Source organism: Telluria sp. AZSoR62, from assembly GCF_058111565.1.
In genome coordinates this window covers 49,790-72,851 of the sequence record NZ_JBYTST010000009.1, presented here as the reverse complement: position 1 = coordinate 72,851, position 23,062 = coordinate 49,790, and the positions used below count along the sequence as shown (strand labels likewise).

Sequence of the window (23,062 nt, the reverse complement as noted above, 5' to 3'; positions counted from 1 at the left end):
CCCCGGCTACGCCGGCCCCTTTTGCGGAGTTGCCATGGCGGTAGTTCCATCATCTTGTGGTCCATGCGGCGCTTTCCCGGGAAGGCGTTGCTGATGGCCACGATCCTGATCGTCGACGACCGGCCCAGCAACCGCGCCTTCCTCAATGCCCTGCTCGGCTATACCGGGCACCGCCTGCTCGAAGCCGAAGACGGCGCCCAGGCCCTGGCCCTGACCCGCGCCCACCATCCCGAACTGGTCATCACCGATATCCTGATGCCGATCATGGACGGCTACGAGCTGGTCCAGAGAATCCGCCAGGACCCTGACCTGCGCGCCACCCGCATCATCTTTTTCTCGGCCGTCTACGCCGAGCGCGAGACCCAGGCCATGGCGGCGCGCTGCGGCGTGGCCACCGTGCTGCCCAAGCCTTCCGACCCGCACCAGATCCTCGACGCCGTCAACGCCGAACTCGGCGTGATCGAAGGCAGCCCTCCGGCGCCGCAGGCCGCGCCCGAAGAACGCGACCGCGGCCTGCCCTTCGACCTGTCCGCGCGCCTGGGCGAACTCGAGCGCATGTGCCTGTCCCTGATCGGCGAGCGCCGGGTCGACACCCTGGCCGCCTCCTTCCTCGACGCCGCCCGCCGCGTGCTGCACGCCGACTGCGCCGCTCTCTGCCTGCTCGACCGGGGCGAGCGCAACGTGCGCCACCTTGCGGCCTGGGCGCTCGATCCGGAACTGCTGGCCGGCCATGCCCAGGACGAGACCCGGCTGCCCGGCATGCTGCTGCGTGCGCGTGCGCCGCTGCGCCTGGTCGAGGGCGACACCTACCTGGGCACCCTGCCGTCCTGCCATCCGGGTCTGGGCAGCTTCCTCGGCCTGCAGGTGCACGACCTGCAGCACCCGCACGGCTGGCTGTACTGCGCCCGCCATCCGGGCGCGCCGGCCTTTACCGAGGAAGAAGAGCGCTGGGCCACGGCCCTGGCCGCCCAGCTGGCGGTGGCCTATGAAAACCTGAATTTGTACGACGTGGTGCAGCGCCACGCAGCCCAGCTGCAGCTCGAAGCGCTGGCACGCGCCGACGCCGACGTTGCCCTGCGCGAGAGCCAGCACCGGCTCGAGCTGAACCGCCAGGTCTTCGACAGTACCCAGGAAGGCATCATGATGACGGACGCCGAGGCCAATATCGTGGCCGTGAACCCGGCCTTCGAGCAGATCACGGGCTACCGCGAAGCCGACGTGCTGGGCCTGAACCCGCGCATCCTGCGCTCCGGGCGGCACGACGCCACCTTCTACCGCAGCATGTGGCATTGCCTGGAAAACGACGGCCAGTGGCGCGGCGAGCTCTGGAACCGCCGCAAGAACGGCGAAGTCTATCCCGAGCGCACCAGCATCAGCGCGGTGCGCGACGAGGCCGGCCGGCTGACGGCCTACGTGTCGGTGTCGACCGACCTGTCGGCGCTGAAGGCTGCGCACCACCAGCTCGATTTCCTGTCCAACCACGACGCCCTGACCCTGCTGCCGAACCGCTCGCTGTTCAACGACCGCCTGCAGCAGGCGATCGCCGCGGCGCGCCAGGGCGACGGCCAGCTTGCGCTGCTGCTGTTCAACGTGGACCGCCTCTCGCGCATCAACGACAGCCTGGGCCATGCCGCAGGCGACGCCGTGCTGCGCGAGATCGCGCACCGGGTCGGCGGCATCGCCGGCCCCACCGATACATTGGCGCGCCTGTCGGGCGACGAATTCGTCCTGCTGCTCACCGCCTGCGACGACAACGACGACATCATCCTGGCCGCGCGCCGCCTGATCGACGCCATCGCCCAGCCGCATGCGGTGGGCGGGCACGACGTGGTGGTCACCGGCAGCGTGGGCATCAGCATCTTCCCACGCGACGGCGGTGCGGCGGGCGACCTGCTCAAGTCGGCCGACGCCGCCCTGACCGACATGAAGGAGTCGGGCCGCAACGGCTTCCGCTTCTTCAAGGGCGAGATGAACGTCCAGGCGCTGCGCTGGCTGGCGCTGGAAACCCGGCTGCGGCGCGCCATCGAGCGCGGCGAGCTGGCCCTGCACTACCAGCCGCAGATCTCGCGCCTGGACGGCACCGTGGTGGGCATGGAAGCCCTGCTGCGCTGGCGCAGCGAGGAAATCGGCATGGTGCCGCCGGGCGACTTCATCCCGCTGGCCGAAGACACCGGCCTGATCCACCCGATCGGCGAATGGGTGATCCGCCAGGCCTGCCTCCAGAACAAGGCCTGGCAAAGCGCCGGCCTGCCGCCGGTGCGGCTCGCCGTCAATGTCTCGGCCAACCAGTTCAAGGCCGGTTCGGTCAGCGGCATCGTGCGCGCCGCGCTGGAGGAAAGCGGGCTGGCGCCGCGCTACCTCGAGGTGGAACTGACCGAAAGCGTGATGATGGGCGACAGCGCGGTGGCCGAAGCCCAGATGGCCGAGTTGCGCGCCATGGGGGTGTCGCTGTCGCTGGACGACTTCGGCACCGGCTATTCCTCGCTCGGCTACCTGTCGCGCTTCCCGCTGGATAAACTCAAGATCGACCAGACCTTTGTGCGCAACATCACCACCGAGCAGCGCAGCGCCGCCATTGCCCAGGCTACCATCGCGCTGGCCCAGGGCCTGTCGCTGTCGGTCGTGGCCGAAGGCGTGGAAACGATCGGCCAGCGCGACTTCCTGGGCATGATCGGCTGCGACGTGATGCAGGGCTACCTGTACAGCCGTCCCCTGCCCTCCCATGACATGGCGCAATTGCTGGCCAAGGGGCGCGTTGCCGTCTAAATATTGCTGCCTGTACGCAACATCCGGCTGCCAACACGCGCCCGCGCGATATTTCGTGGGGCGCGCGCGGTAGAATGCGTGCTCTTCTATAAAAAAGTTCCCTAAATGAGCAACAATTTCGTGCGCGGCCTGATGTTGGCCGCCGTGCTGTGCGCGCACCTGGCGGCGAATGTTGCGCATGCGGCGGCTGCCGCCCCAGCGGCCAAGTCCCGGGACGCCGGCGCGCTGCGCCTGGACGCCCCGATCCCGGTCGGTCCCCAGGTCAAGGTCGGCAAGCTGGCCAATGGCCTGACCTACTACATCCAGCGCAATGCCCGCCCGGAACGCAAGCTCGAACTGCGCCTGGTGGTCAAGGCCGGTTCCATCCTCGAAGACGAGGACCAGCGCGGCCTGGCCCATTTCGTCGAGCACATGGCCTTCAATGGCTCGACCCATTTCCGCAAGCATGAGCTGGTGTCCTACCTGCAGTCGATCGGGGTGGGCTTCGGCGCCGACCTGAACGCCTATACGGCCTTCGACGAAACCGTCTACATCCTGCCGATCCCGACCGACAAGCCCGAGCACGTGGGAAAGGCCTTCCAGGTGCTGGAAGACTGGGCCCATGGCGTGCGTTTCGATCCGGCCGACATCGACAAGGAACGCGGCATCATCCTGGAAGAACTGCGCCTGGGCAAAGGCGCCTCGGACCGCATGAGCAAGCAGATCATGCCGAAGATCTTCAACGGCTCGAAATATGCCGAGCGCCTGCCGATCGGCACCGAAGAAGTCCTGCGTAATTTCACGCCGGACGCGCTGCGCCGTTTCTACCGCGACTGGTACCGTCCCGACCTGATGGCGGTCGTGGTGGTCGGCGACATCGACCCGGCGCGCGCCGAGCGGCTGGTCAAGCAGCATTTCGCCAAGCTGAAGAACCCGCAGCCGTCGCGTCCGCGCCCCTATGCCGAGATCCCGGCGCGCCAGGCCGACGAGGCCGTGGTCGTCCTTGACCAGGAAGCTACCGGTAACGACATCCTGATCCGCTACCCGGTCCAGCCGGTGCATGAAGCCGGCACCATCCGCGCCTACCGCGACGACCTGGTCCAGGCCCTGTTCTCGGCCATGCTCAACCAGCGCCTGCAGGAACTGGCCCAGCTGCCCGAGCCGCCTTTCATGGGCGCCAGCAGCTCGCTGGGCAAGCTGACCCCGCGCTACCGCTCGTACAACGCCTCGGCCGCGCTGGGCCCGCGCAGCGCCGACGCCGCGCTCACCGCCCTGGTCCAGGAAAACGAACGCGCCCGCCGCCACGGCTTCGGTGCGAACGAGCTCGAGCAGATGAAGAAGAACATGATGCGCACCTACGAAGCCGCCTGGAACGAGCGCGCCAAGAGCGATTCGGCCACCTATGCCGCCGAATACATCCGAGCTTTCCTGCAGCAGGAAGCCATTCCCGGCATCGATACCGAATACCGCTACGTCAAGCAGCTGGTGCCCGGCATTACGCTGGAAGAAATGAATGCCTACGCGCGCCGCACCATTCCCGCCGACTCGGGCAAGCTGGTGCTGTACACGGGCGTGACCCGCCCCGACACGCCGCGCGGCGAGCAGCTGCTGGCCACGGTGGCGGCGGCCCAGCGCGCCGACGTGCAGGCGCGCGACGAGAAAGCCGTAGCGGCGCGCCTGATGGAACGCCCCGCGAACCCCGGGACCATCGTGGCCCAGAGCCAGGACAAGGCGCTCGGCCTGACCCGCTTGACACTGTCGAACGGCGTCAAGGTGATCCTGAAACCGACCGACTTCCGCAACGACCAGGTGATGATGAGCGCGGCGCGTTTCGGCGGCCAGAGCCTGTTCCCGGACAAGGACGTGCTCAACGCGCGCTTTGCCAATGCCATCGTGGCCAGCATGGGCGTGAAGGATTTCACGCCGCTGGACATGAACAAGATCCTGGCCGGCAAGGCCGCCCAGGTGAACGTGGGCCTGGCCAACTACACCGACGTGGTGGTCGGCGCCTCGGGCGCGACCGACATCGAGACCATGCTGCAGCTGACCTGGCTGAAATTCCACGGCGTGCGCCGCGACGAAGCCCTGTTCCGCTCCTACGTCGGCAAGCAGGCCGAGCAGGCACGCAACCAGACCTCGCAGCCGGGCGCGCACTTCGGCGACGCCGTCATGGCGGCCCTGTACAACAACCACCCGCGCGCGCCGCGCACCCTGCGCGCGGAAGAATACGAACAGATCGACCTGGACCGCAGCATCGACATCTTCCAGCAGCGTTTTTCCAGCGCGAAGGACCTGACCTTCATCCTGGTCGGCAGCTTCGACGCGAATGCGATCAAGCCATTGCTGGCCGCCTACCTCGGCAGCCTGCCGACCCCGGACCTGCCGGTGGCCTACCGCGACGTCGGCATGCGCCCCGCCACGGGCGTGGTCAAGCGCGAAGTGCGCAGCGGCTCGGAGCCCAAGAGCACGATCTCGCTCACGTTTACCGGAGCGGCCGAATTCACCGAAGCCGAGCAGCTGCGCCTGTCGGCCCTGCTGGAAGTGACCAACCTGCGCATCATCGAGGTGCTGCGCGAGCAGATGGCCCTGATCTACGGCGGCGGCGCCAATGGCGTGCTGAGCAAGATCCCGTACGGGAATTACTCGATCGGCGTGACCCTGCCGACCGGGCCGGAACACGTGGACAAGGTGATTGCGACGACCTTCGCGGAAATCCGCCGCCTGCAGGCGCAGGGACCGGATGCGGCCGACCTGGAAAAGGTCAAGAGCAACTGGATCCAGAACCACCGCCGCTCGCTGCGCGAGAACGGTTACTGGCTGGGGCATTTGCAAACCGCGCTGAGCGAAGGCACCGACCCGGGCGCGATCCTGGAGATCGAGAAGCAGGTCGCGGCGCTCACCGCAGACGAGATCCGCACGGCGGCCAAGCGCTATTTCAACGACCAGAATTATGTGCAGGTGGTGCTCAATCCCGAGACGTCGGCGCCCAGCACGGTGGCGGCGTCTACTAGCAAGGCAGCCGCGCCGGGCGGCTAAGGTCAGCACGCGACGTATGACCGTCGTTCCGGCGAAGGCCGGAACCCACGTTTTCACGCATTACCCGACTCGACAAACCTTGGGCACCGGCCTTCGCCGGTGCGACGGTTTCGCAGCTGAGGGGACATCCTCAGGCGGCGTACTTCGGGGTCAGGTCTGACATTCGGACACGAGCTTAGCCTTAGCCAGGATGAGTCCGTGTCCAAATGTCAGACCTGACCCCGGTTTTACGGTTTTACGGTTTTGCGTTGCAAGACCGCCGCCAGGGGCTATTGCAGGCGCGGGAAGCCGGCCATGGCTAGCAGCTCGGCGCCCATCGGCGAGAGCAGCCAGGCCAGCCCGGCGATATTGAGGATGACCGTGGTCCAGAAGCCGGTGCGGAAGGCGAGTTTCTTGGATTTGTGGCGCAGCACCTGGCGCGCCACCAGCGCCCCCGGCCAGCCGCCGACCAGCCCGAGCAGGTGCAGGACCGATTCCTCGGTGCGCCAGCGCCCGTTGCGGGCTGCCGATTTGTCGTGGGCGTAGACCAGGAAGGCGAGCATGCTCAGGCCCAGGTAGGCATACAGGACCTGCAGCGGCAACTGCCCGGCCAGCACGCAGGCGCCCACGAAGGCCAGGAACAGCACCGCCACGGTCCAGGCCGTGGCAATCGAGGGGCGCATGCCCTTGCGGCGTACGAAACTGACGTTCTCGGCGCGGGGCTGGCCCTTGTCGGTCGTGAACAGCGCATAGGTGACGGTTTCGCCGCCTGTCGGCCGGCCGCCATGGCCGTTGAAGGACTTGATGTGCAGGAAAACCTCGGGGCCGCCACCGTTGGGCGTGATGAAGCCGAATCCCTGCTCGTCCTTCCAGCTGGTGATCTTGCCTTGGTACCGGGGCGGTTTGTGCACGCTCACCTCGCCATTCTCGTTGGTTTGTTGAGAATAGTGTAATGCGAGACTTACGGTGAGGCAACAACCCTTTCGCCGGGCAGGCGCGCGCGCGGGCATGCCTGCTACAAAACCGGGTCGCCGGTCTAGGCTTGCCTGGACAGCATGCGCTCGACGTAGCGCGCAATCAGGTCGATTTCCAGGTTCACTTTCGAACCGGCATGCAGGTGCTTGAGCGTGGTGACCTCGATCGTGTGCGGGATCAGGTTGATCGAGAAGCGGCATACCTTGCCGGCCTGCGTGTCGAGGTCTTCGACCCGGTTCACGGTCAGCGACACGCCGTTGACGACGACCGAACCTTTATAGGCCAGGAATTTCGCCAGCTCGGCCGGCGCGTCGATCACCAGTTCGCGCGATTCGCCCACCGGCTCGAAGCTGTGCACGGTGCCCAGGCCGTCGACGTGGCCGGACACCAGGTGCCCGCCCAGGCGCTCGGCCAGCGTCAGCGCCTTTTCCAGGTTGACCTCGCCCGTCGCATCCAGGCCGGCGGTCTTGCTCAGGCTCTCGCGCGACACGTCGACGCTGAAGCTGCCGGCAGTCTTGGCCACCACGGTCATGCAGGCGCCGTTGAGCGCGATCGAATCGCCCAGGCCGACGTCGCCGAGCGGCAGCGGGCCGGCGTCGACGTCCAGGCGCACGCCGGCGAACGAGCCGCCCTCGAGCGGAGTAACGGAAGTGATCTTGCCGACAGCGGCGACGATTCCAGTAAACATGGGGCTTATTCCTCAGTAGTATTCAATCTTGCCAGGATGCGGATGTCGTCGCCGACCCGCGTCACCTCGTGGAAGCGCAGTTGCCGCTTGTCGCCCAGCCGCGCCAGAGGCTGCAGGGCGAACATGCCCTGCCCCGGCCCGACCAGGCTCGGGGCCAGGTAGACCAGCAGCTCGTCGACGCAGCCTTCGCGCAGCATCGAGGCATTCAGCTTGGACCCTGCTTCGACATGCACTTCGTTGATCTCGCGCCGGCCCAGTTCGCGCATCAGCGCCGGCAGGTCGACCTTGCCGCCGGCGTTCGGCAGCAGGATCACGTCGTGGCCGGCCGCGCGCAGGGCCGCGGCTTTGTCCGGAACCTCGCTCGCCGCCACGATCCAGCACGATTCGCCTTGCAGGATACGCGCGTCGAGCCGGATCTCGAGCCGGCTGTCGACGATCACGCGGCGCGGCGGCAAGGGCGTGTCGATGCCGCGCACGGTCAGCTGCGGGTCGTCCGCCATGACCGTGCCGATGCCGGTCAGGATCGCCTGCGCCCTGGCGCGCCATGCGTGGCCGTCGGCGCGCGCCTGCGGCCCGGTGATCCACTGGCTTTCGCCGTTGGCCAAGGCGGTGGCGCCATCGAGGCTGGCGGCGACTTTCAGGCGCACCCAGGGCAGGCCGCGCCGCATGCGCGAGAAAAAGCCGATGTTCAGTTCATGGGCGGTGTCGGCCAGCACGCCGGAGGTCACCGCGATGCCCGCGGCTTCCAGCTGCGCCAGGCCGCGGCCGGCGACCAGCGGGTTGGGGTCGAGCATGGCCGCGACCACCCGTCCCAGGCCGGCTTCGACCAGCGCGTTCGAGCAGGGCGGCGTGCGGCCGTAGTGGCTGCACGGTTCCAGCGTCACATAGGCGGTGGCGCCGCGCACGTCATTGCCGCGCGCCTGAGCGTCGCGCATGGCCTGGATCTCGGCATGCGCCTGCCCGGCCGGCTGGGTGTGGCCGGCCCCGATCACGACGCCATCGCGCACGATCACGCAGCCGACCCGCGGGTTGGGCGCCGTGATGTACATGCCCTTCGCGGCCCAGGCCAGGGCCAGCGCCATGCCATCGGTATCGTTGAGAATATGCTCGCTGTCCTGTGCCAAAGTATGTCCTGCTGTTGTATGCTGCAGCCTGCTGCTGGCGCTACTGCGGCGCCTGCGCGCCCTCGCAGCCCTCGTCGCGCTCCGGATTGCACATCCGTACGCGCCCGAGCATGTTGATTTTAATACGGCGCACATGCTCGCCGTGAAACAGCGACAGCGTACCGAGCCGGGAAGCATTGGCATTCGTATCGCTGCAGCTGCGCCCGGCGCCATTGTAGGCGATGTATTGGGGCGGCGCTGACTGGGTGAAGGAATAGTCGACCCGCAGGCCCGGGGCCAGCGGCCCGTGCACCGACAGGATCTCGTCGCCTTCGCTGGGCGCGCGGTCGCCGTCGCGGTCGACGAAGATGGTCCAGCCCTGGGTCCAGTCGGCGCCCAGCGGGTCGCGCGGCATCAGCTTGACCCGCCCGTTGCGCGCGATGGCCTGGGCGCGGGTATGGGCGATCGCGCCCAGCAGCTCGCTGGACGCGGCGCGCATCTGCTGGGCCGTGACGAGTGCGTGCAGGTCGGGGCCGGCCGCGGCCAGCACGAGCGCCGAGATGCCGAGCACGACGACCAGTTCGGCGAGTGTGGCGCCCGCGTGGCCTGCTCGTCCGGCGCATGCGCCCCTGCCGGCTCGTGCATTGGCTCTCATGGCCAGCAGCGCGGGCCGTCCCCGCTCGCGCCTTGCGCCCCGGTGCTGTCGAAGGTGAGCGTGCCGCAGGCGGGGTCGTCGAAACCGGCATCGACATTGACCGTGCCTGGCTGGGCGCGCAGCTCGATGCACTGGCTGATGTCCCGGCCTTCGCAGGCATGGCCGTCGAGCTCGTAGGCGCTGGTGTCCGGCTGCGAACCGAGCCACCAGCGGAACTGGCGGCTGTCCGGGTCGTCGGTGTCGACCGAGAAGGCGACATAGGTATGGTGCTGGGCGCGGTAGGCTTCCTGGCGCTGCATGGCTTCGACCAGCGCCAGCTGCGCTTGGACACGCCGGGCCTTGACCCGGTGCGCCGCGTAGCCGGGATAGGCGATCGCGCCCAGGATGGCCACGATCGCGAGCACGACCATCAGCTCGACCAGGGTGAAGCCGCCGCGCGTCGAGAAGCGTGGCGCCTGCATGGTGCGCCTCATTCGGCCTCCGTTGCTGCGGCGGCGACGCCATCGTGCCAGTTGGCGATCTCGCGCCAGCCCACGCGTATGCCGCGGCCGCCGGGCGTGCCGGGTGCGGGTGGTGGCGTGGCTTCGGGGCTCTCCGGTTCCAGTGGCGGCGGCCCGGCAGGGTTGGGCGGCTCTCCCGGTGCAGCAGGATGCGCGGGCGGCGCAGCCACCACCAGCAGCTTGCGATAATAGGCCTGGACCCCGACCTGGGTCGTGCCGGCGCTGCCGAAGCCGAGCGCCGTGATCCGGTACAGCAGCGCGTCCGGCGCCGACGGCATGCGTTCGATCAGGTAGCGTGGCGGCCGCGCCGCCAGCGCCCCGGTTCCGGACGGGATCCGGGCGCCGGTGAAGGCGCCGAACACGATGCCCGGCCCGCCGCCGTCGGCCAGCGCAAAGTGAATGTCGTGCGCATTGGCGGCATGGGCGCACAGCCCCTGGTAGGGTGCGTCGCCGAGGCATCCGTCGCTGAAGGCAGCCGCGCCTGCGCTGGCCAGTGCAGCGGCGCGCGCGGAAGCCGGGTCGGCGCCGCCTTCGATGTCCTGCTCGGCGTCGGCGAGTGCGGCCATGGCGCCATGCAGGGCCAGCAGGCGGTCGCGTTCGTTGCTCGCTGCCAGCGCGCCATGCAGGGCGCTGCGGGCCGAGGCGATCCCCGTCAACAGGATGGCGAGCATCAGCAGCAAGGCGGTGAGCAGCGCTGCGCCGTGCTGCTTCAGCCGGACTCGCATCGGCGTGGTGGCCTGCATGCGGCCCTCACCCGCCGCGCGCGGGCAGCGCGATGGTGGTGGCGAACACCTTGCGGTGGCGCGGCGCCTCGCGCCCGGCCAGGCTTGCTTCCGGCAGGCGGGTGCCGGCGTCCAGCACGCCCGCCATGTCGCCGTACTGCGGCCCGAACAGGTCGTAGCTGGCGCTGCCCGCATTGGCCAGCCGGCTGGGCGCGCCGTGCAGCAGCAGGGCCACCCGCACGCTGGCCAGCTTCTTCCAGTGGGTGCGCCGGCGCAGGTCGGCGTCGCGCTCGGCGGGCGTTGCGCCCGCCAGCGCCAGGCCGGCGTCGAGCGCATGCAGGGCGCTGGCATGCAGGTAGCGCTCGGGCGCGCCGTCGGCGTCGAGATCGAGCCCGTACAACACTTGGAAGCTGTCCACTGCGCCGACCACGGCATCGGCCGACCAGCTGCTCGCGCCCCGGTACTTGCAGCGCAGCTCGGCCTGGCCCTGGGCATTCCGGGCGACATAGAAGATGCTCCAGCCCTCCTCGTTGCGGTGCACGGAAAAGCCCGCGCAGTCGAGCGTGGTGCCGTCCCCACTGGGCGGAGCGCCGCTGCCGGGATAGCGCACCGCCAGCACGTCGCTGCCATGCACCACCGCAGTGGCGATCGGGTTGTCGATGGCGAAACCGGTCTGCGCCACCCGCCGCGCGTCCAGGCCGGCGAGCGCCGCCGGCGCGGCCGCGTCCGGGCCGCTGCCGTGCGTTTCCCAGTCGACGGCGGCGGACTGCCGCACCGCGCGCGCCACGACCTCGAGCGCATAGCGTCCCGCATCGTCCATGGCCGCCGTTTCCACCTGCGCGGCAAAGGCGCGGGTGGACCAGACGAACAGGCTGCCGGCAGCCAGCAGCACGACCAGGCCGAGCGTCATGGCCACCAGCAGTTCGGCCATCGTCATGCCGCGCTGGCGGCAAGTGGACACCCTCATTGCAGCACCGTCACGTAGCCGGGCGCGCCGTCGGTGCCCTGCCAGCCCAGCTTGACGACCGGCAGCGCAGCGGGGTCGCCGTCGCAGCTCCAGCGAAAGCTGTTGGTCGCGCCATCCCAGGGCGAGCCGTCGCGGCAGACTTCGACCCGTCCGCCGGGAAAGTGCGCGTGCACCGCCTGGCGGATCTCGTGCAGGTCGAACTCGGCCAGTTGCTGGGGGCTGCATGCCGTGCTGCCGAAGCACGCCGGCGGCGCAAGCGGCGCGCCGTCGGCGGCGTCGTAGCGCAAGGCGAGATAGGGGTTGCCGGCGTCGGGCAGGCCGGCCACCGGCCCATTGGCCCGCATGCGCGCGGCCAGCGAGGCCGCCAGCTGCGCCGCTTCCGATGTGCGCGCCGCGTGCTGGCGCAGGCGCTCGGCCGTCAGCTGCGTGGCGCCGGCGCCGACGATGCCCACCGCCAGCACGAACAGCGCGGCCAGCACTTCGACCAGCGTGAATCCTTGCATTGCCCCATGCGAGCGCACACCCACCTCCTTCGTCAGCGTCGAGAAACCGGCAAGGGATGAGAAAACCCTGCCGTCTGCGAGCTGCGAAGTTATCAGGCGAGCACCTGCACGCCGTGAGATGGCGCAATCGTTTTCGGGGAACCGATGAGCGGTGTTACTTGCGCGGGTGGCCGACTTCGGCCAGCGCTTCCTGGAACTCGGCCAGGTCTTCGAAATTCTTGTAGACCGAAGCGAAGCGGATGTAGGCGATCTTGTCGAGGCGCTTGAGTTCCTGCATCACCAGCTCGCCCACATAGCCGGTATCGACTTCGCGGCGGCCGCTGGTCAGGAGCTTTTCCTCGATGGTGGCCACCGCCGTGTCGATGGCTTCGGCGGCCACCGGACGCTTGCGCAGGGCCAGCATCAGGCTGCCCCGCAGCTTGGCGGGCGCGTACTCGGTACGGCTGCCGTTCTTCTTGACCAGGATCGGCATCGACAGCTCGATGCGCTCGTAGGTGGTGAAGCGCTTGTCGCACTTGGCGCAGCGCCGGCGCCGGCGAATGGCGTCCCCTTCCTCGGACACGCGCGTGTCGAGGACCTGGGTATCTTCATGCTGGCAGAACGGACATTTCATGGGCGCCGGGGGTGCTAGCGGGACCGGCAAGCGCCGGCCCCAGGGTGGTTGCTGCTTTACGCGGCGTAGACCGGGTACTTGTCGGTCAGCTGCTTGACCTCGGCCTTCACGCGCTCGATGGTCGCCGCGTCGTGCGGGTTGTCCAGCACGTCGGCGATCAGGTGGCCGACCTTGACCGCATCTTCTTCCTTGAAGCCGCGGGTGGTGAAGGCCGGGCTGCCCAGGCGAATACCCGAGGTGACGAAAGGCTTCTGCGGGTCGTTCGGGATGCCGTTCTTGTTGCAGGTCATGTGCGCCTGGCCCAGGATCGCTTCGGCTTCCTTGCCGGTCAGGCCTTTCGAGCGCAGGTCGACCAGCATCACGTGCGATTCGGTACGGCCCGACACGATGCGCAGGCCGCGTTCGGTCAGGGTGTTGGCCAGCGCCGCGGCGTTCTTGACGACCTGCTTCTGGTACTCCTTGAACTCGGGCGTCAAGGCTTCCTTGAAGGCCACGGCCTTGCCGGCGATGACGTGCATCAGCGGACCGCCCTGGATGCCGGGGAAGATCGCCGAGTTGATCTGCTTCTCGAACTCGGCCTTCATCAGGATGATGCCGCCGCGCGGGCCGCGCAGCGACTTGTGCGTGGTCGAGGTCACGAAGTCGGCATGCGGCACCGGGTTCGGGTACTCGCCCGCGGCGATCAGGCCGGCGTAGTGGGCCATGTCGACCATGAAATAGGCGCCGACTTCCTTGGCGATCTTGGCGAAGCGCTCGAAGTCGATGCGCAGCGCGAAGGCCGAGGCGCCCGCGATGATCATCTTCGGCTTGTGCTCGCGGGCCAGGCGTTCCATGGCCTCGTAGTCGATGTCTTCCTGCTCGGTCAGGCCGTAGGAAACGACGTTGAACCACTTGCCCGACATGTTCAGGGCCATGCCGTGGGTCAGGTGGCCGCCTTCGGCCAGCGACATGCCCATGATGGTGTCGCCAGGCTTGAGCATGGCGAAGAACACGCCCTGGTTGGCCTGGGAACCGGAGTTCGGCTGCACGTTGGCCGCTTCCGCGCCGAACAGTTGCTTGAGGCGGTCGATCGCCAGCTGCTCGGCGACGTCGACGTATTCGCAGCCGCCGTAGTAGCGCTTGCCTGGATAGCCTTCGGCATACTTGTTGGTCAGCTGCGAGCCCTGCGCTTCCATGACCGCCGGCGAGGTGTAGTTCTCGGACGCGATCAGTTCGATGTGGTCCTGCTGGCGAACGTTTTCCTTCTGGATGGCATCCCACAGTTCCGGGTCGACATTGGCGAGCGTGTGATTCTTTGCAAACATGTAAAACTCCAATCGAGAGAAATACCAGGCAACGGGCCAGCGCAGGATGGGCGGCCGGGCGGGCGCAAGGCAGCCGCGAGGCCGCGCGCGACACGGCGCGGTCAGTTGGTGGCTGCCCAGGCGAACGGCGATGACATCTCACGTTCCCCGGTGGGTGCCCACCTTTGCCGTGCCTCGCGCATTCGGATGCGGCACGGTGTTTCGCCAGTTACGTGAGACGTAAATGACTCCAGATTGTATGTGATCCGAGCCCCTTAGGGCAAGGAAACTGCTGTCTTGATGACAAGTGACGGGGCCGCAGCAAGCTTGTAGCCATTTCGGCTACAATTTTCCCTTCCTTCCACTTCGCCGCCCCAGGACCCACCATGATCGTCTTCATCACCGGCGCCTCGGCCGGCTTCGGCGCCGCGATGGCCCGCGTGTTCGTCGCCAACGGCCACAAGGCCATCCTGGCGGCCCGCCGTACCGACCGCATCGCCGGCCTGGCAGCCGAACTGGGCGACGCCGCCCTGCCCGTCACCCTGGACGTGACCAGCCGCGCCTCGATCGATGCCGCGGTTGCCGGCCTGCCGGACGGCTGGCGCGACATCGACGTGCTCGTCAATAACGCGGGCCTGGCGCTCAACACCCTGCCCGCCCACGAAGTGCCGCTGGAAGACTGGGACACGATGATCGCTACCAATTGCCAGGGCCTGGTGACCATGACCCGCGCGGTGCTGCCCGGCATGGTGGCGCGTGGCAGTGGCCTCGTGATCAACCTGGGCTCGGTGGCCGGCCACTACCCTTACCCGGGCGGCAATGTGTATGGCGCGACCAAGGCTTTCGTCGAGCAGTTCACCCTGAATTTGCGCGCCGACCTGGTCGGCACCGGCGTGCGCGCGACCAACCTGGCGCCGGGGCTGTGCGGCGGGACCGAATTTTCGAACGTGCGCTTCAAGGGCGACGATGCGGCCGCGGCCAAGGTCTACGAAGGCACCACGCCGCTGAGCGCCGAGGACATCGCGAATACGGCGTACTGGATCGCGACCTTGCCGCCGCATGTGAACGTGAACAGTATCGAGCTGATGCCGACTTGCCAGGGCTTTTCGCCATTTACCATTAAGCGCACGTAATTCGGGGATGCCAGCGTTCACCGTGACGTTCGATTCGTGTCTGCTTGTAGGGTGGGCAAGAGACTTGCCCACCCTACCACTGCGAGCTGTACCGTATGCTTGGACTCGAGCCGTTGACTTCCCGTATCGCGCGCTCGGCAATTGTTAGAAAGTGTTACAGTCATTGGCCTTTCGGCTATGTTTCACGTCTACTACTGCCGCAGCGTAGTGCCTGAACGAAAGGCACGTCCGACCTTTTTCCGGCCCCTATGTTCTTAAGCGCACATAGGGTCGGCAAAAATCGCGTAAAATGTTTCCTATTTACATTTAAATGGCAGGGGAAATGCCTTCAGCTTTTGACTGGACAGTCAGGATCTATTACGAAGATACGGACGCCGGTGGCATCGTGTTTTACGCCAATTACCTGAAATTCTTTGAACGTGCCCGCACCGAATGGCTGCGCGCCCTGGGTGTCGGCCAGCAGGAGCTGCTCGACCTGGAGGGCGCCGCTTTCGTCGTCAAGAGCGCCTCCCTGGATTACCATGCGCCCGCCCGGCTCGACGACGTGCTGACCATTCGCACGACAATCGAGAAGCTCGGCCGCGCCTCCGTCCAGTTCGCCCAGCAAGCCTGGAAAGGCGAGCTGCTCCTGACCAGCGCCCACGTGAAGGTGGGCTGCGTCGATACCGCGACGATGCGCCCACGGTCGCTTCCCGACAGCGCTGCTGATAAAATGCGCGCCGCGTGAGTTGGCACAACGTTCGCCCATGCCTGCCTGAATAATCCGACAACAGAATCCACCCGATGACCGCAACCCAAGACCTCTCGTTTATCCACCTGATCAGCAATGCCCACATCCTGGTGCAGCTGATCATGGCCCTGCTGTTGATCCTGTCGGTGGTGAGCTGGACCTATATCTTCCGCAAGGTGTTCGCGCTGAAAGCCGCGCGTACCCAGACCGAGCAGTTCGAACGCAGCTTCTGGGCTGGCGGCAACCTCAATACCCTGCACCAGAGCGCCAGCGCACAGCGCGACCAGAGCGGCCCCCTGGCCCGCATCTTCGAGTCCGGCATGGGTGAATTCATCAAGGGCAAGCAGGCCGCGCGCGACGTCAACGACATGGGCCCGGTACTCGACGGCGCCCGCCGCGCGATGCGCGCCGCCTTCCAGCGCGAGCTCGACGCCCTCGACATCCACCTGAACTTCCTGGCCTCGGTCGGCTCGGTCTCCCCTTACATCGGCCTGCTCGGCACCGTGTGGGGCATCATGAACGCCTTCCGCGGCCTGGCCAGCGTCCAGCAAGCCACGCTCGCCATCGTCGCGCCCGGCATTGCCGAAGCCCTGATCGCCACCGCGATCGGCCTGTTCGCGGCAATCCCTGCCGTGGTGGCCTACAACCGCTTCACCCACGACATCGATCGCCTGGCGATCCGCTTCGAGAGCTTCGTCGAGGAATTCTCGAACATCCTGCAGCGCCAGGCGCGCTGAGCAAGCGGAGTATTCTCAATGGCCTTTTCCAGCAGCCTGCGCAGCGGACGCAAACGCAGCTTCAAATCCGAGATCAACGTCGTGCCCTACATCGACGTGATGCTGGTGCTGCTCATCATCTTCATGGCCGTGCCGGCCAACGAAGCGCCCAGCGTGGTCAACCTGCCGAGCGCGGAGAAATCCGCGCTGCCGCCGGACACCTATATCCAGATCTCGATCCAGCCGGAAAACAAGCTGTCGATCGGGGTCGGCGGCAAGCAGAAGGTGGCGGCCGAAGAAGTGGCCGACCGCACCGCGCTGCTGGCGCGCCTGCGCACCTTGCACGAAGAAAATCCCGACTACCCGGTCTTGATTGCCGGGGACCGCGACAGCAAATACGACGATGTGATCCAGCTGATTTCCGAAGCGAAGAAGATGGGTATCAACCGGGTGGGACTGGCCACCAAGTGATGAAGCCCGAGACGCATCCATGCCCGCAATGAAGCCTGCCACTGCCGGCGCGCCCTACAGCGTGCCGCCCGAACCGAGCCGCCTGCCCGCTTTCCTGCTGGCGGTGGCGGTGCATGCCGTCCTGGTGAGTTTCCTGTGGTTCGGCATCAGCTGGCAGAACAACGAACCGGTCGCGGTCGAGGCCGAAGTCTGGGACATGTCGGTCCAGACCGCCGCCGCGCCCGCGCTGCCGCCCCCGCCCACGCGCGAACCCGAGCCGGAACCGGCACCCACCCCGCCGCCACGCCAGGCCGAGCCGCCGCCCGTCGAGCGCCCCGCCCCGACCCCGCCGGACATCAACCTGCAGCGCGAGAAGGAGTTGAAGGAAAAAGCGCGCAAGCAGGAGCTGCTTGAGAAACGCGAACTCGAGCGCAAGGAACTGGCCGAGCAACAGAAGAAGGACGAGGCCGAGCGCAAGAAGGAACTGGCCAGGAAGGAAGCGGACGACAAGAAGAAGCTCGAGAAGCAGGCCGCCGAGAAAAAGCTGGCCCAGGAAAAGGCCGCCAAGGACAAGGCCGAGAAAGCGGAAGCGGCCAAGCTGGCCAAGTTCCGCGACGACGAATTGAAACGCATGGCTGGCGCCATGGGCAGCAGCGGCAGCGCCGAGAAGTCCACCGCGCCGAAGGCCGATGCCGGCTACGTGGCCGCGATCACCGCCGCGATCAAGAGCGCCACCGCCTATGCCGGCAGCACCACCATGCCGGGCAACCCGAAGGCCGTGTTCAAGGTCGACCAGTTGCCGACCGGCGAAATCATGTCGGTGCGCCTGGTGAAAAGCAGCGGTGTGCCTGAGTTCGACCGGGCAGTTCAAAATGGTATCAAGAATGCTTCTCCCCTCCCCAAGAAAAAGGACGGGACCGTGGAGCGCACGCTCGACGTCAATTTCTCGATGAAGGATTACGACTGATCCGTTTAGTCCAAACGAAAAACTATGAAAAAACTCCATTTCCTGCTGTTTTCCGCTACCGTCCTGATGGGCTCCGCCCAGGCCCAGCTCAAGGTTGAAATCGCCGGTGTCGGCAGCAACCAGATTCCCGTTGCCGTGGCGGCCTTTGCCGACGAATCGGTGGCCCCGGAGCAGGTCTCCGCCATCATCCGCGCCGACCTCGAGCGCAGCGGCCTGTTCAAGGTCACCGATGCGGGCCAGGCCATCAGCGACAGCGCCAATCCCGACCTGGCCGCCTTCAAGGCGCGCGGCGTGCAGGCCCTGGTGGTCGGCAGCGTGGCGCGCCAGCCGGACGGCCGCCTGGCCGTGCGCTACAAGCTGCACGACACCGTCGGCGGCGCCCAGCTGTCGCAGCTCGGCGGCGAAGTCCAGCCCAAGTACACCCGCCTGCAGGCCCACCGCATCGCCGACGACGTGTACGAGAAGCTGACCGGCACCCGCGGCATCTTCTCGACCCGCATCGCCTATGTAAAGGAAGACCGCGCCAACCGCAACTACACGCTGGCCGTGGCCGACGCCGACGGCGAGAACGAAATCGTCGCCACCCGCGGGCGCGAACCGATCATCTCGCCGGCCTGGTCGCCCGACGGCAGCAAGGTCGCCTATGTCTCGATGGAAGACCGCAAGCCCGTGGTCTACCTGCAAGACCTGATGACCGGCCGCCGCAACGTGATCTCCAACGTCAAGGGCAACAACTCGGCGCCGAGCTGGTCGCCCAACGGCAACATGCTGGCCGTGGCCCTGTCGAAAGACGGCAATACCGAAATCTATACCGTCGGCTCCGACGGCAGCGGCCACCGCCGCCTGACCAACAGCCCGTCGATCGACACCGAACCGCAGTTCTCGGCCGATGGCCAGACCATTTACTTCACCAGCGACCGCAGCGGCGGCCCGCAGATCTACAAGATGAGCGTCTCGGGCGGCAATCCGACCCGCGTCACCTTCAACGGCAACTACAACATCAGCCCGCGCGTGTCTTCGGACGGCAAGACCCTGGCATGGATCTCCCAGCGCAGCGGCGGTTTCTCCCTTTATGCGATGGACCTGGCCAGCGGCCAGGAGCTGCGCCTGGCCGACGGGGCCACCGAACCGAGTTTTTCGCCTAACGGCAAGTACATCATGTATGCGACCAAGGGCGGCGGGCGTGTCTCGCTGGCCGTGGTCTCGGTGGATGGGCGGGTAAAGCAGCGCTTGACGACCAAAGCGGGAAACATTCGGGAGCCCAGCTGGGGTCCCTTCATGAAGTAAAGAAGTACAACAAAAGCAGCACCTTTTATTAGACAAGGAGAAAAACCATGCGCCACTTCCATAAAGTAGCCCTCATCGCTTCGGCCGCCCTGCTCACCGCTTGCTCGTCGCCGACCAAACTGAACGAGACCCCGGTGGTCGAGAAGAGCCCGACCCCGGTGGCCCAGCCGGACGCGCGCGACATCCGTCCAGTGGAAACCGGCAGCGTCGATCCGCTGAACGATCCAAAAGGCGTGCTGGCCAACCGCAGCGTCTACTTCGACTACGACAGCTTCGTCGTGCGCGAAGACGGCAAGCCGGTCGTGGCCAACCACTCGGGCTACCTGACCAAGAACACCGGCCGCAAGGTCCTGATCCAAGGCAACACCGACGAACGCGGCGGCACCGAGTACAACCTGGCCCTGGGCCAGAAGCGTGCCGAAGCCGTCCGCCGCTCGATGGCCTCGCTGGGCGTGTCGGACAACCAGATGGAAGCCGTGTCGCTGGGCGAAGAAAAGCCGAAAGCCACCGGCAGCGACGAAGCTGCATGGGCTGAAAACCGCCGCGCCGACATCGTTTACCAGTAATCTGGTCGCTGCCGGAGCGCCTGGCCCTTCCATCGGGAGGATTCCCGGGCGTTCTTAAGGCAAGGCTGATTGACAGCGGGGCGGATAGCAGTGCAGACTGCATCCGCCCCGTTTTACTCTGCAACCGGAAAGATCCCTGCCATGATGAAATTGTCCCCGTCCCGCCTCGCCTGCCTCGTCCTGATGGCCTGGATGCCATTGCAGGCCTCCGCCGGCCTGCTCGACGACGACGAAGCGCGCAAGGCCATCCTCGACCTGCGCACCAAGGTCGACGCCATTGCCCGCGACCTGAACGCCCGCATCGACACCAAGTCGGACAAGACCGTCCAGCTCGACATGCTGAACCAGCACGAGCAGACCATGCAGGAAATCTCGCGCCTGCGCGGCCAGATCGAAGTGCTGGCCAACGAGATCAGCAAGGCCCAGAACAGCCAGAAGCAGCTCTACGCCGACCTCGATGCGCGCATCAAGAAGATCGAGCCGCAGCAGGAAGTCGTCGACGGCCAGGCCGCCGAGGTGCTGCCGTCCGAGAAAACCGCCTACGAGAGCGCCACGGCCATGTTCCAGTCGGGCGACTACAAGGGCGCCGCCACCGCGCTGCAGGACTTCGTGCGCCGCTATCCGGAATCGCCCTACGCCTCGAACGCCCAATACTGGCTGGGCAACGCCTACTACGCGCTGGGCGACTACAAGAAGGCGATCGCGGCCCAGGAAGTCGTCACCAGCACCTACGCCTCCAGCCCCAAGGCGCCGGACGCCATGCTCAACATCGCCAGCAGCTACGCCCTGCTCAAGGACAGCAAGAACGCCAAGAAGGCGCTGCAGCAGCTGGTGTCGAAATACCCCGGAACGAGCGCGGGCAAGACCGCAAAAGACCGGTTGGCGTCGCTGAAATAAGTTCCCGATCTTTCGCCGGGGTTTGACAGGATGCCATCTGCATCCTATAATCTCGCTTCTTCGGGTCGTTAGCTCAGCTGGTAGAGCAGCGGACTTTTAATCCGTTGGTCGCAGGTTCGAATCCCGCACGGCCTACCAAGTTTCAGCAAAAACGCCAACCTTCACGGGTTGGCGTTTTTGTTTGCCAATCCTTTTCCCGCTCGATTCGGACGCGCCTGGCCTCGCCCGCCGTAGAATACGACCTTGAACCCTCACCTACCGCACACCAGCATGGAAACCATCGACCAGCGTTACCTCGTCCAGCAGAACAAGATCGCCGACAAAGAAAACAAGGCGCCCGTGTTCGCCAAAGTCATGCGCAGCAAGGAAGGCAGGTTCGAGGGCGTCTCCTTCATCCGGAACAAGGAAAAAGCGACCGTCATGACGGTCGCCGACGCCCAGGAAGTCATCGACTGGGCCACGAAGAAGAAAAACAGCGCCCACGAGTACACGACCAAGATCATCTGCGTCGGGCAGTAAGCGCTGCGCAGGATGGGAAAGACAACGCCAGCCTCCAGGGCTGGCGTTGTCGTTTGCGGCTTGGCGCCGGGCTTCAGCGCTGGGCCAGGGTCGCCTTCACCACGATCACCTGGGCGATGCGCGAGTCGGCCGGTACATAGCTCATCAGCATGTCCTCGCCCTGGTCGCCCCGGTTGAAGACCATTTCCACGTTACCGTCGCGCGAGACGAACTTGTCCTTGGATAGCGCGACAAGGTGGATCGGACGCTGCTTGTCGATGCGCGCTGTAATGCCGCTTGCCGCCGGGTCGACCTTCAGGCGCCAGCCGTTGGACAGGGCGTACTGGCCGCGCACGGTGTCGAGGTCTTCCTGGAAAATACGGCGTGCCGGGGCGGTCACCTGCACGCTCGACATGGCGCTGTCGGTGCTCACGGGGTATTGGCTGGTCTGGGCGCCGGTGCTGGACGACAGCAGCAGCAGGCCGGCGGAAACTGCCAGGGATAGGGAACGCATGATTGCTCCTTCGCGAAAATGGATGGGCCTGGGCCGGACATCGGCGCGAGCGGAGACGGACGCGGTGCCTGGCGCATGGGTTGCGCAACTGGCCATGCCAGAGGTGCTTTATCCAGTCTAGGGCGGCGTCCGCCGCGCGCAAGGACGGCGTCCCCAACATCACGAAACGGTCTCGAAGCCGCGAAAATCAGATCGGGACGACATGATCCATGAAACGTGCAGGGCGGCGGTTTTTCGCATCGCGACCCAGTCCGGTAGCCGGATGCAGGCGACTGCGGATGTTGGTTCTCGTGGACGCAATGCACGCGGGACTTGACTTTCTGCAGGCAGGGCCGGATATTGTTGATTCAGGGCAATTAGTTGAGTCTGTAACGAATCGTGTGCGGTCTTGAATTCGCCGGGCCAACATGTAAAATAAATAACATATTGTGCAATTGGGCCATCAGCTCGTCGCACCAACCGAATACGACGTCGACGCTCGATACTGGCAAATGCATGTCCACACACGAGCCTGCGCCCACCTGCCTGGAACGATCCAGCCACCCCTGCGCTGCTCGTCTGAGCCTGGCGAGCGCGGCAAGGAACAGCCCTTGCGCAGCCGTCAGGCTTGCAGCGTCGCATCCAGTACATTCATCAACGCCAGTCTCCGGTGGAGACGGGAACAAGGAACCATCATGAACACCGAACATTCGCATCCAAGCATTCATCCAGCCACGGTCGACCGCAGCAACCCTGCCGCACCGAAGCGCACTTTTGCCAAGAGCATCGTCTCGAACAGCCGCCGCCTGCGCCAGCGCATGGGCGTGGCAGCCGGCTTGTGCCTGGGTGTGGCGGCGCTCGTCATCGCAATGGAATAACACCGGACTCGAGTATCAGCCGCAGCACTTCCCTTCGCACGAGCTGCACCGCACGATGTGGATCCGGCTGGTCGACGGCAAGCTTTATGTCGACCTGGGCCGGAATAAACGGCAAACCCTGTCGGCGCGCGACCAGTACACCTTCACCTCTACCGACCGCGCCATTTCCCTGGTCTTCGACCGCGGCGGCAGCGGCCGGGGCGACATGCGCCTGGCACAGTACCGCGACGATCCCCTGCTGCGCTTCAGTTCCCTGTAACCGTCCCGTAGACCAGGCGCAGGGTCTCGTATTCGGCGAGCGAGCGCTCGTAATCGGCTTTGGCCACATCCTGCTGCAGCTTGATCAGTTCGCCGCCAAGGGCGCCGACCGGCCGGAAGCTGCGCGACATTTCGCCGCTCACCAGTTCGCCGGCCCGGACCATGTCGCCGGCGCGCACTGCGGCCACGGCAGGCATCAAGCCTTGCGAAAGGAAGGCCTTGCGGGCCTCGACGAACTTGCCCGCCAGGGCGGCCTCATCGACTGTCAGCTCGGTCGCCTCGTAAGCCTTCCAGGTAGCGGAAACGGCAACGATATTGGTGTCGACCTCCTGCATCAGGGCGCCGCGCTGGGCGCTGTCGGCCACGCTGTCGCCATCGCGCCACGGAACTTTGACAGGAAGACACCGGCTGTAGCCGCCT

25 protein-coding genes, 1 tRNA gene and 1 riboswitch are annotated in these 23,062 nt (G+C 66.2%); of the genes, 14 read left to right on the top strand and 12 right to left on the bottom strand.

All coding sequences use genetic code 11. The annotated features are described in order from the left end of the window. Positions 1-93 precede the first annotated feature (93 nt). Positions 94-2,766: a two-component system response regulator gene (locus AC3XQU_RS15045; protein ID WP_489874974.1), complete on the top strand. Its 2,673-nt coding sequence runs from the start codon at positions 94-96 to the stop codon at positions 2,764-2,766. A gap of 105 nt (positions 2,767-2,871) precedes the next feature. Continuing rightward, positions 2,872-5,781 carry a M16 family metallopeptidase gene (locus AC3XQU_RS15040; protein ID WP_489874973.1) on the top strand — a complete coding sequence of 970 codons (2,910 nt, stop codon included), beginning with the start codon at positions 2,872-2,874 and terminating at the stop codon, positions 5,779-5,781. Between the two features lie 269 nt (positions 5,782-6,050). Here the strand turns inward: AC3XQU_RS15040 and AC3XQU_RS15035 are convergent, their stop codons facing one another. The 10 genes from AC3XQU_RS15035 to glyA form a co-directional block, all read right to left on the bottom strand. After that, positions 6,051-6,671 (bottom strand): DUF1294 domain-containing protein, encoded by a 621-nt coding sequence (locus tag AC3XQU_RS15035; RefSeq protein WP_489874972.1) that lies wholly within the window; start codon positions 6,669-6,671, stop codon positions 6,051-6,053. A gap of 125 nt (positions 6,672-6,796) precedes the next feature. Further along, the gene (locus AC3XQU_RS15030; protein WP_489874971.1) at positions 6,797-7,423 is read right to left on the bottom strand and encodes a riboflavin synthase; all 627 of its coding nucleotides are present in this window, start codon (positions 7,421-7,423) and stop codon (positions 6,797-6,799) included. 5 nt (positions 7,424-7,428) lie between these two features. Continuing rightward, the gene (ribD, locus tag AC3XQU_RS15025; RefSeq protein ID WP_489875132.1) at positions 7,429-8,505 is read right to left on the bottom strand and encodes a bifunctional diaminohydroxyphosphoribosylaminopyrimidine deaminase/5-amino-6-(5-phosphoribosylamino)uracil reductase RibD; all 1,077 of its coding nucleotides are present in this window, start codon (positions 8,503-8,505) and stop codon (positions 7,429-7,431) included. A gap of 82 nt (positions 8,506-8,587) precedes the next feature. After that, positions 8,588-9,181 carry a GspH/FimT family pseudopilin gene (locus AC3XQU_RS15020; RefSeq protein ID WP_489874970.1) on the bottom strand — a complete coding sequence of 198 codons (594 nt, stop codon included), beginning with the start codon at positions 9,179-9,181 and terminating at the stop codon, positions 8,588-8,590. Continuing rightward, positions 9,178-9,654: a type IV pilin protein gene (locus AC3XQU_RS15015; protein WP_489874969.1), complete on the bottom strand. Its 477-nt coding sequence runs from the start codon at positions 9,652-9,654 to the stop codon at positions 9,178-9,180. Before AC3XQU_RS15015 ends, AC3XQU_RS15020 begins: the two co-directional genes overlap by 4 nt. Next, positions 9,651-10,424: a pilus assembly PilX family protein gene (locus AC3XQU_RS15010; protein ID WP_489874968.1), complete on the bottom strand. Its 774-nt coding sequence runs from the start codon at positions 10,422-10,424 to the stop codon at positions 9,651-9,653. The genes AC3XQU_RS15015 and AC3XQU_RS15010 overlap by 4 nt, the downstream gene beginning before the upstream one ends. A gap of 7 nt (positions 10,425-10,431) precedes the next feature. Continuing rightward, on the bottom strand, positions 10,432-11,370 hold the full coding sequence (locus tag AC3XQU_RS15005) for a PilW family protein (RefSeq protein ID WP_489874967.1): 939 nt from the start codon (positions 11,368-11,370) through the stop codon (positions 10,432-10,434). Further along, positions 11,367-11,873, bottom strand: coding sequence for a type IV pilus modification protein PilV (pilV, locus tag AC3XQU_RS15000; protein ID WP_489874966.1), 507 nt, complete (start codon positions 11,871-11,873; stop codon positions 11,367-11,369). Before pilV ends, AC3XQU_RS15005 begins: the two co-directional genes overlap by 4 nt. Positions 11,874-12,027: 154 nt before the next feature. Beyond that, on the bottom strand, positions 12,028-12,486 hold the full coding sequence (nrdR, locus tag AC3XQU_RS14995) for a transcriptional regulator NrdR (protein ID WP_159695734.1): 459 nt from the start codon (positions 12,484-12,486) through the stop codon (positions 12,028-12,030). Between the two features lie 56 nt (positions 12,487-12,542). Further along, entirely contained in the window at positions 12,543-13,790 is a 1,248-nt protein-coding gene (glyA, locus tag AC3XQU_RS14990; protein ID WP_489874965.1) for a serine hydroxymethyltransferase, read from the bottom strand. A 107-nt stretch (positions 13,791-13,897) separates the two neighbouring features. After that, positions 13,898-14,012, bottom strand: a riboswitch (ZMP/ZTP riboswitch). A 143-nt stretch (positions 14,013-14,155) separates the two neighbouring features. On the opposite strand from glyA, the gene AC3XQU_RS14985 reads away from it, so the two are divergent. From AC3XQU_RS14985 to AC3XQU_RS14940, 10 genes are all read left to right on the top strand, one after another. Beyond that, on the top strand, positions 14,156-14,902 hold the full coding sequence (locus AC3XQU_RS14985; protein WP_489874964.1) for an SDR family oxidoreductase: 747 nt from the start codon (positions 14,156-14,158) through the stop codon (positions 14,900-14,902). Positions 14,903-15,224: 322 nt separating this feature from the next. After that, a complete protein-coding gene (ybgC, locus tag AC3XQU_RS14980) occupies positions 15,225-15,629 on the top strand; it encodes a tol-pal system-associated acyl-CoA thioesterase (protein WP_489874963.1) in 405 nt (134 codons plus the stop codon). Between the two features lie 56 nt (positions 15,630-15,685). After that, on the top strand, positions 15,686-16,369 hold the full coding sequence (gene tolQ, locus AC3XQU_RS14975) for a protein TolQ (protein WP_489874962.1): 684 nt from the start codon (positions 15,686-15,688) through the stop codon (positions 16,367-16,369). 18 nt (positions 16,370-16,387) lie between these two features. Beyond that, a complete protein-coding gene (locus AC3XQU_RS14970; RefSeq protein ID WP_489874961.1) occupies positions 16,388-16,819 on the top strand; it encodes a biopolymer transporter ExbD in 432 nt (143 codons plus the stop codon). Positions 16,820-16,838: 19 nt separating this feature from the next. Then, on the top strand, positions 16,839-17,765 hold the full coding sequence (gene tolA / locus AC3XQU_RS14965) for a cell envelope integrity protein TolA (RefSeq protein WP_489874960.1): 927 nt from the start codon (positions 16,839-16,841) through the stop codon (positions 17,763-17,765). A gap of 24 nt (positions 17,766-17,789) precedes the next feature. Continuing rightward, entirely contained in the window at positions 17,790-19,052 is a 1,263-nt protein-coding gene (tolB, locus tag AC3XQU_RS14960) for a Tol-Pal system beta propeller repeat protein TolB (protein ID WP_489874959.1), read from the top strand. 47 nt (positions 19,053-19,099) lie between these two features. Beyond that, on the top strand, positions 19,100-19,618 hold the full coding sequence (pal, locus tag AC3XQU_RS14955) for a peptidoglycan-associated lipoprotein Pal (protein WP_489874958.1): 519 nt from the start codon (positions 19,100-19,102) through the stop codon (positions 19,616-19,618). Positions 19,619-19,759: 141 nt separating this feature from the next. Then, entirely contained in the window at positions 19,760-20,515 is a 756-nt protein-coding gene (gene ybgF / locus AC3XQU_RS14950) for a tol-pal system protein YbgF (RefSeq protein ID WP_489874957.1), read from the top strand. Positions 20,516-20,577: 62 nt separating this feature from the next. Next, positions 20,578-20,653, top strand: a tRNA-Lys gene (locus tag AC3XQU_RS14945). 105 nt (positions 20,654-20,758) lie between these two features. Then, positions 20,759-21,034: a hypothetical protein gene (locus tag AC3XQU_RS14940; protein ID WP_489874956.1), complete on the top strand. Its 276-nt coding sequence runs from the start codon at positions 20,759-20,761 to the stop codon at positions 21,032-21,034. A gap of 73 nt (positions 21,035-21,107) precedes the next feature. Here the strand turns inward: AC3XQU_RS14940 and AC3XQU_RS14935 are convergent, their stop codons facing one another. Continuing rightward, positions 21,108-21,527, bottom strand: coding sequence for a hypothetical protein (locus AC3XQU_RS14935; RefSeq protein WP_489874955.1), 420 nt, complete (start codon positions 21,525-21,527; stop codon positions 21,108-21,110). A gap of 674 nt (positions 21,528-22,201) precedes the next feature. Here AC3XQU_RS14935 and AC3XQU_RS14930 point away from each other — a divergent pair. Further along, positions 22,202-22,384: a hypothetical protein gene (locus tag AC3XQU_RS14930; RefSeq protein WP_489874954.1), complete on the top strand. Its 183-nt coding sequence runs from the start codon at positions 22,202-22,204 to the stop codon at positions 22,382-22,384. 55 nt (positions 22,385-22,439) lie between these two features. Next, positions 22,440-22,643, top strand: coding sequence for a hypothetical protein (locus tag AC3XQU_RS14925; protein WP_489874953.1), 204 nt, complete (start codon positions 22,440-22,442; stop codon positions 22,641-22,643). Here AC3XQU_RS14925 and AC3XQU_RS14920 read toward each other — a convergent pair. Beyond that, positions 22,630-23,007 carry a Tar ligand binding domain-containing protein gene (locus AC3XQU_RS14920; RefSeq protein WP_489874952.1) on the bottom strand — a complete coding sequence of 126 codons (378 nt, stop codon included), beginning with the start codon at positions 23,005-23,007 and terminating at the stop codon, positions 22,630-22,632. The genes AC3XQU_RS14925 and AC3XQU_RS14920 overlap by 14 nt on opposite strands. Between the last annotated feature and the right edge of the window lie 55 nt (positions 23,008-23,062).

Coding starts and splice junctions, on each gene's coding strand:
- AC3XQU_RS15040 (WP_489874973.1), top strand. CDS start 2,872: ATGAGCAACAATTTCGTGCGCGGCCTGATGTTGGCCGCCGTGCTGTGC.
- ybgC (WP_489874963.1), top strand. CDS start 15,225: ATGCCTTCAGCTTTTGACTGGACAGTCAGGATCTATTACGAAGATACG.
- glyA (WP_489874965.1), bottom strand. CDS start 13,790: ATGTTTGCAAAGAATCACACGCTCGCCAATGTCGACCCGGAACTGTGG.
- nrdR (WP_159695734.1), bottom strand. CDS start 12,486: ATGAAATGTCCGTTCTGCCAGCATGAAGATACCCAGGTCCTCGACACG.
- ybgF (WP_489874957.1), top strand. CDS start 19,760: ATGATGAAATTGTCCCCGTCCCGCCTCGCCTGCCTCGTCCTGATGGCC.
- AC3XQU_RS14925 (WP_489874953.1), top strand. CDS start 22,440: ATGTGGATCCGGCTGGTCGACGGCAAGCTTTATGTCGACCTGGGCCGG.
- tolQ (WP_489874962.1), top strand. CDS start 15,686: ATGACCGCAACCCAAGACCTCTCGTTTATCCACCTGATCAGCAATGCC.
- tolB (WP_489874959.1), top strand. CDS start 17,790: ATGAAAAAACTCCATTTCCTGCTGTTTTCCGCTACCGTCCTGATGGGC.
- AC3XQU_RS14930 (WP_489874954.1), top strand. CDS start 22,202: ATGAACACCGAACATTCGCATCCAAGCATTCATCCAGCCACGGTCGAC.
- ribD (WP_489875132.1), bottom strand. CDS start 8,505: ATGGCGCTGGCCCTGGCCTGGGCCGCGAAGGGCATGTACATCACGGCG.
- AC3XQU_RS15010 (WP_489874968.1), bottom strand. CDS start 10,424: ATGCAGGCCACCACGCCGATGCGAGTCCGGCTGAAGCAGCACGGCGCA.
- pilV (WP_489874966.1), bottom strand. CDS start 11,873: ATGCAAGGATTCACGCTGGTCGAAGTGCTGGCCGCGCTGTTCGTGCTG.
- AC3XQU_RS15020 (WP_489874970.1), bottom strand. CDS start 9,181: ATGAGAGCCAATGCACGAGCCGGCAGGGGCGCATGCGCCGGACGAGCA.
- pal (WP_489874958.1), top strand. CDS start 19,100: ATGCGCCACTTCCATAAAGTAGCCCTCATCGCTTCGGCCGCCCTGCTC.
- AC3XQU_RS14985 (WP_489874964.1), top strand. CDS start 14,156: ATGATCGTCTTCATCACCGGCGCCTCGGCCGGCTTCGGCGCCGCGATG.
- AC3XQU_RS15005 (WP_489874967.1), bottom strand. CDS start 11,370: ATGAGGGTGTCCACTTGCCGCCAGCGCGGCATGACGATGGCCGAACTG.
- AC3XQU_RS15015 (WP_489874969.1), bottom strand. CDS start 9,654: ATGAGGCGCACCATGCAGGCGCCACGCTTCTCGACGCGCGGCGGCTTC.
- AC3XQU_RS15045 (WP_489874974.1), top strand. CDS start 94: ATGGCCACGATCCTGATCGTCGACGACCGGCCCAGCAACCGCGCCTTC.
- AC3XQU_RS15030 (WP_489874971.1), bottom strand. CDS start 7,423: ATGTTTACTGGAATCGTCGCCGCTGTCGGCAAGATCACTTCCGTTACT.
- tolA (WP_489874960.1), top strand. CDS start 16,839: ATGCCCGCAATGAAGCCTGCCACTGCCGGCGCGCCCTACAGCGTGCCG.
- AC3XQU_RS14935 (WP_489874955.1), bottom strand. CDS start 21,527: ATGCGTTCCCTATCCCTGGCAGTTTCCGCCGGCCTGCTGCTGCTGTCG.
- AC3XQU_RS14970 (WP_489874961.1), top strand. CDS start 16,388: ATGGCCTTTTCCAGCAGCCTGCGCAGCGGACGCAAACGCAGCTTCAAA.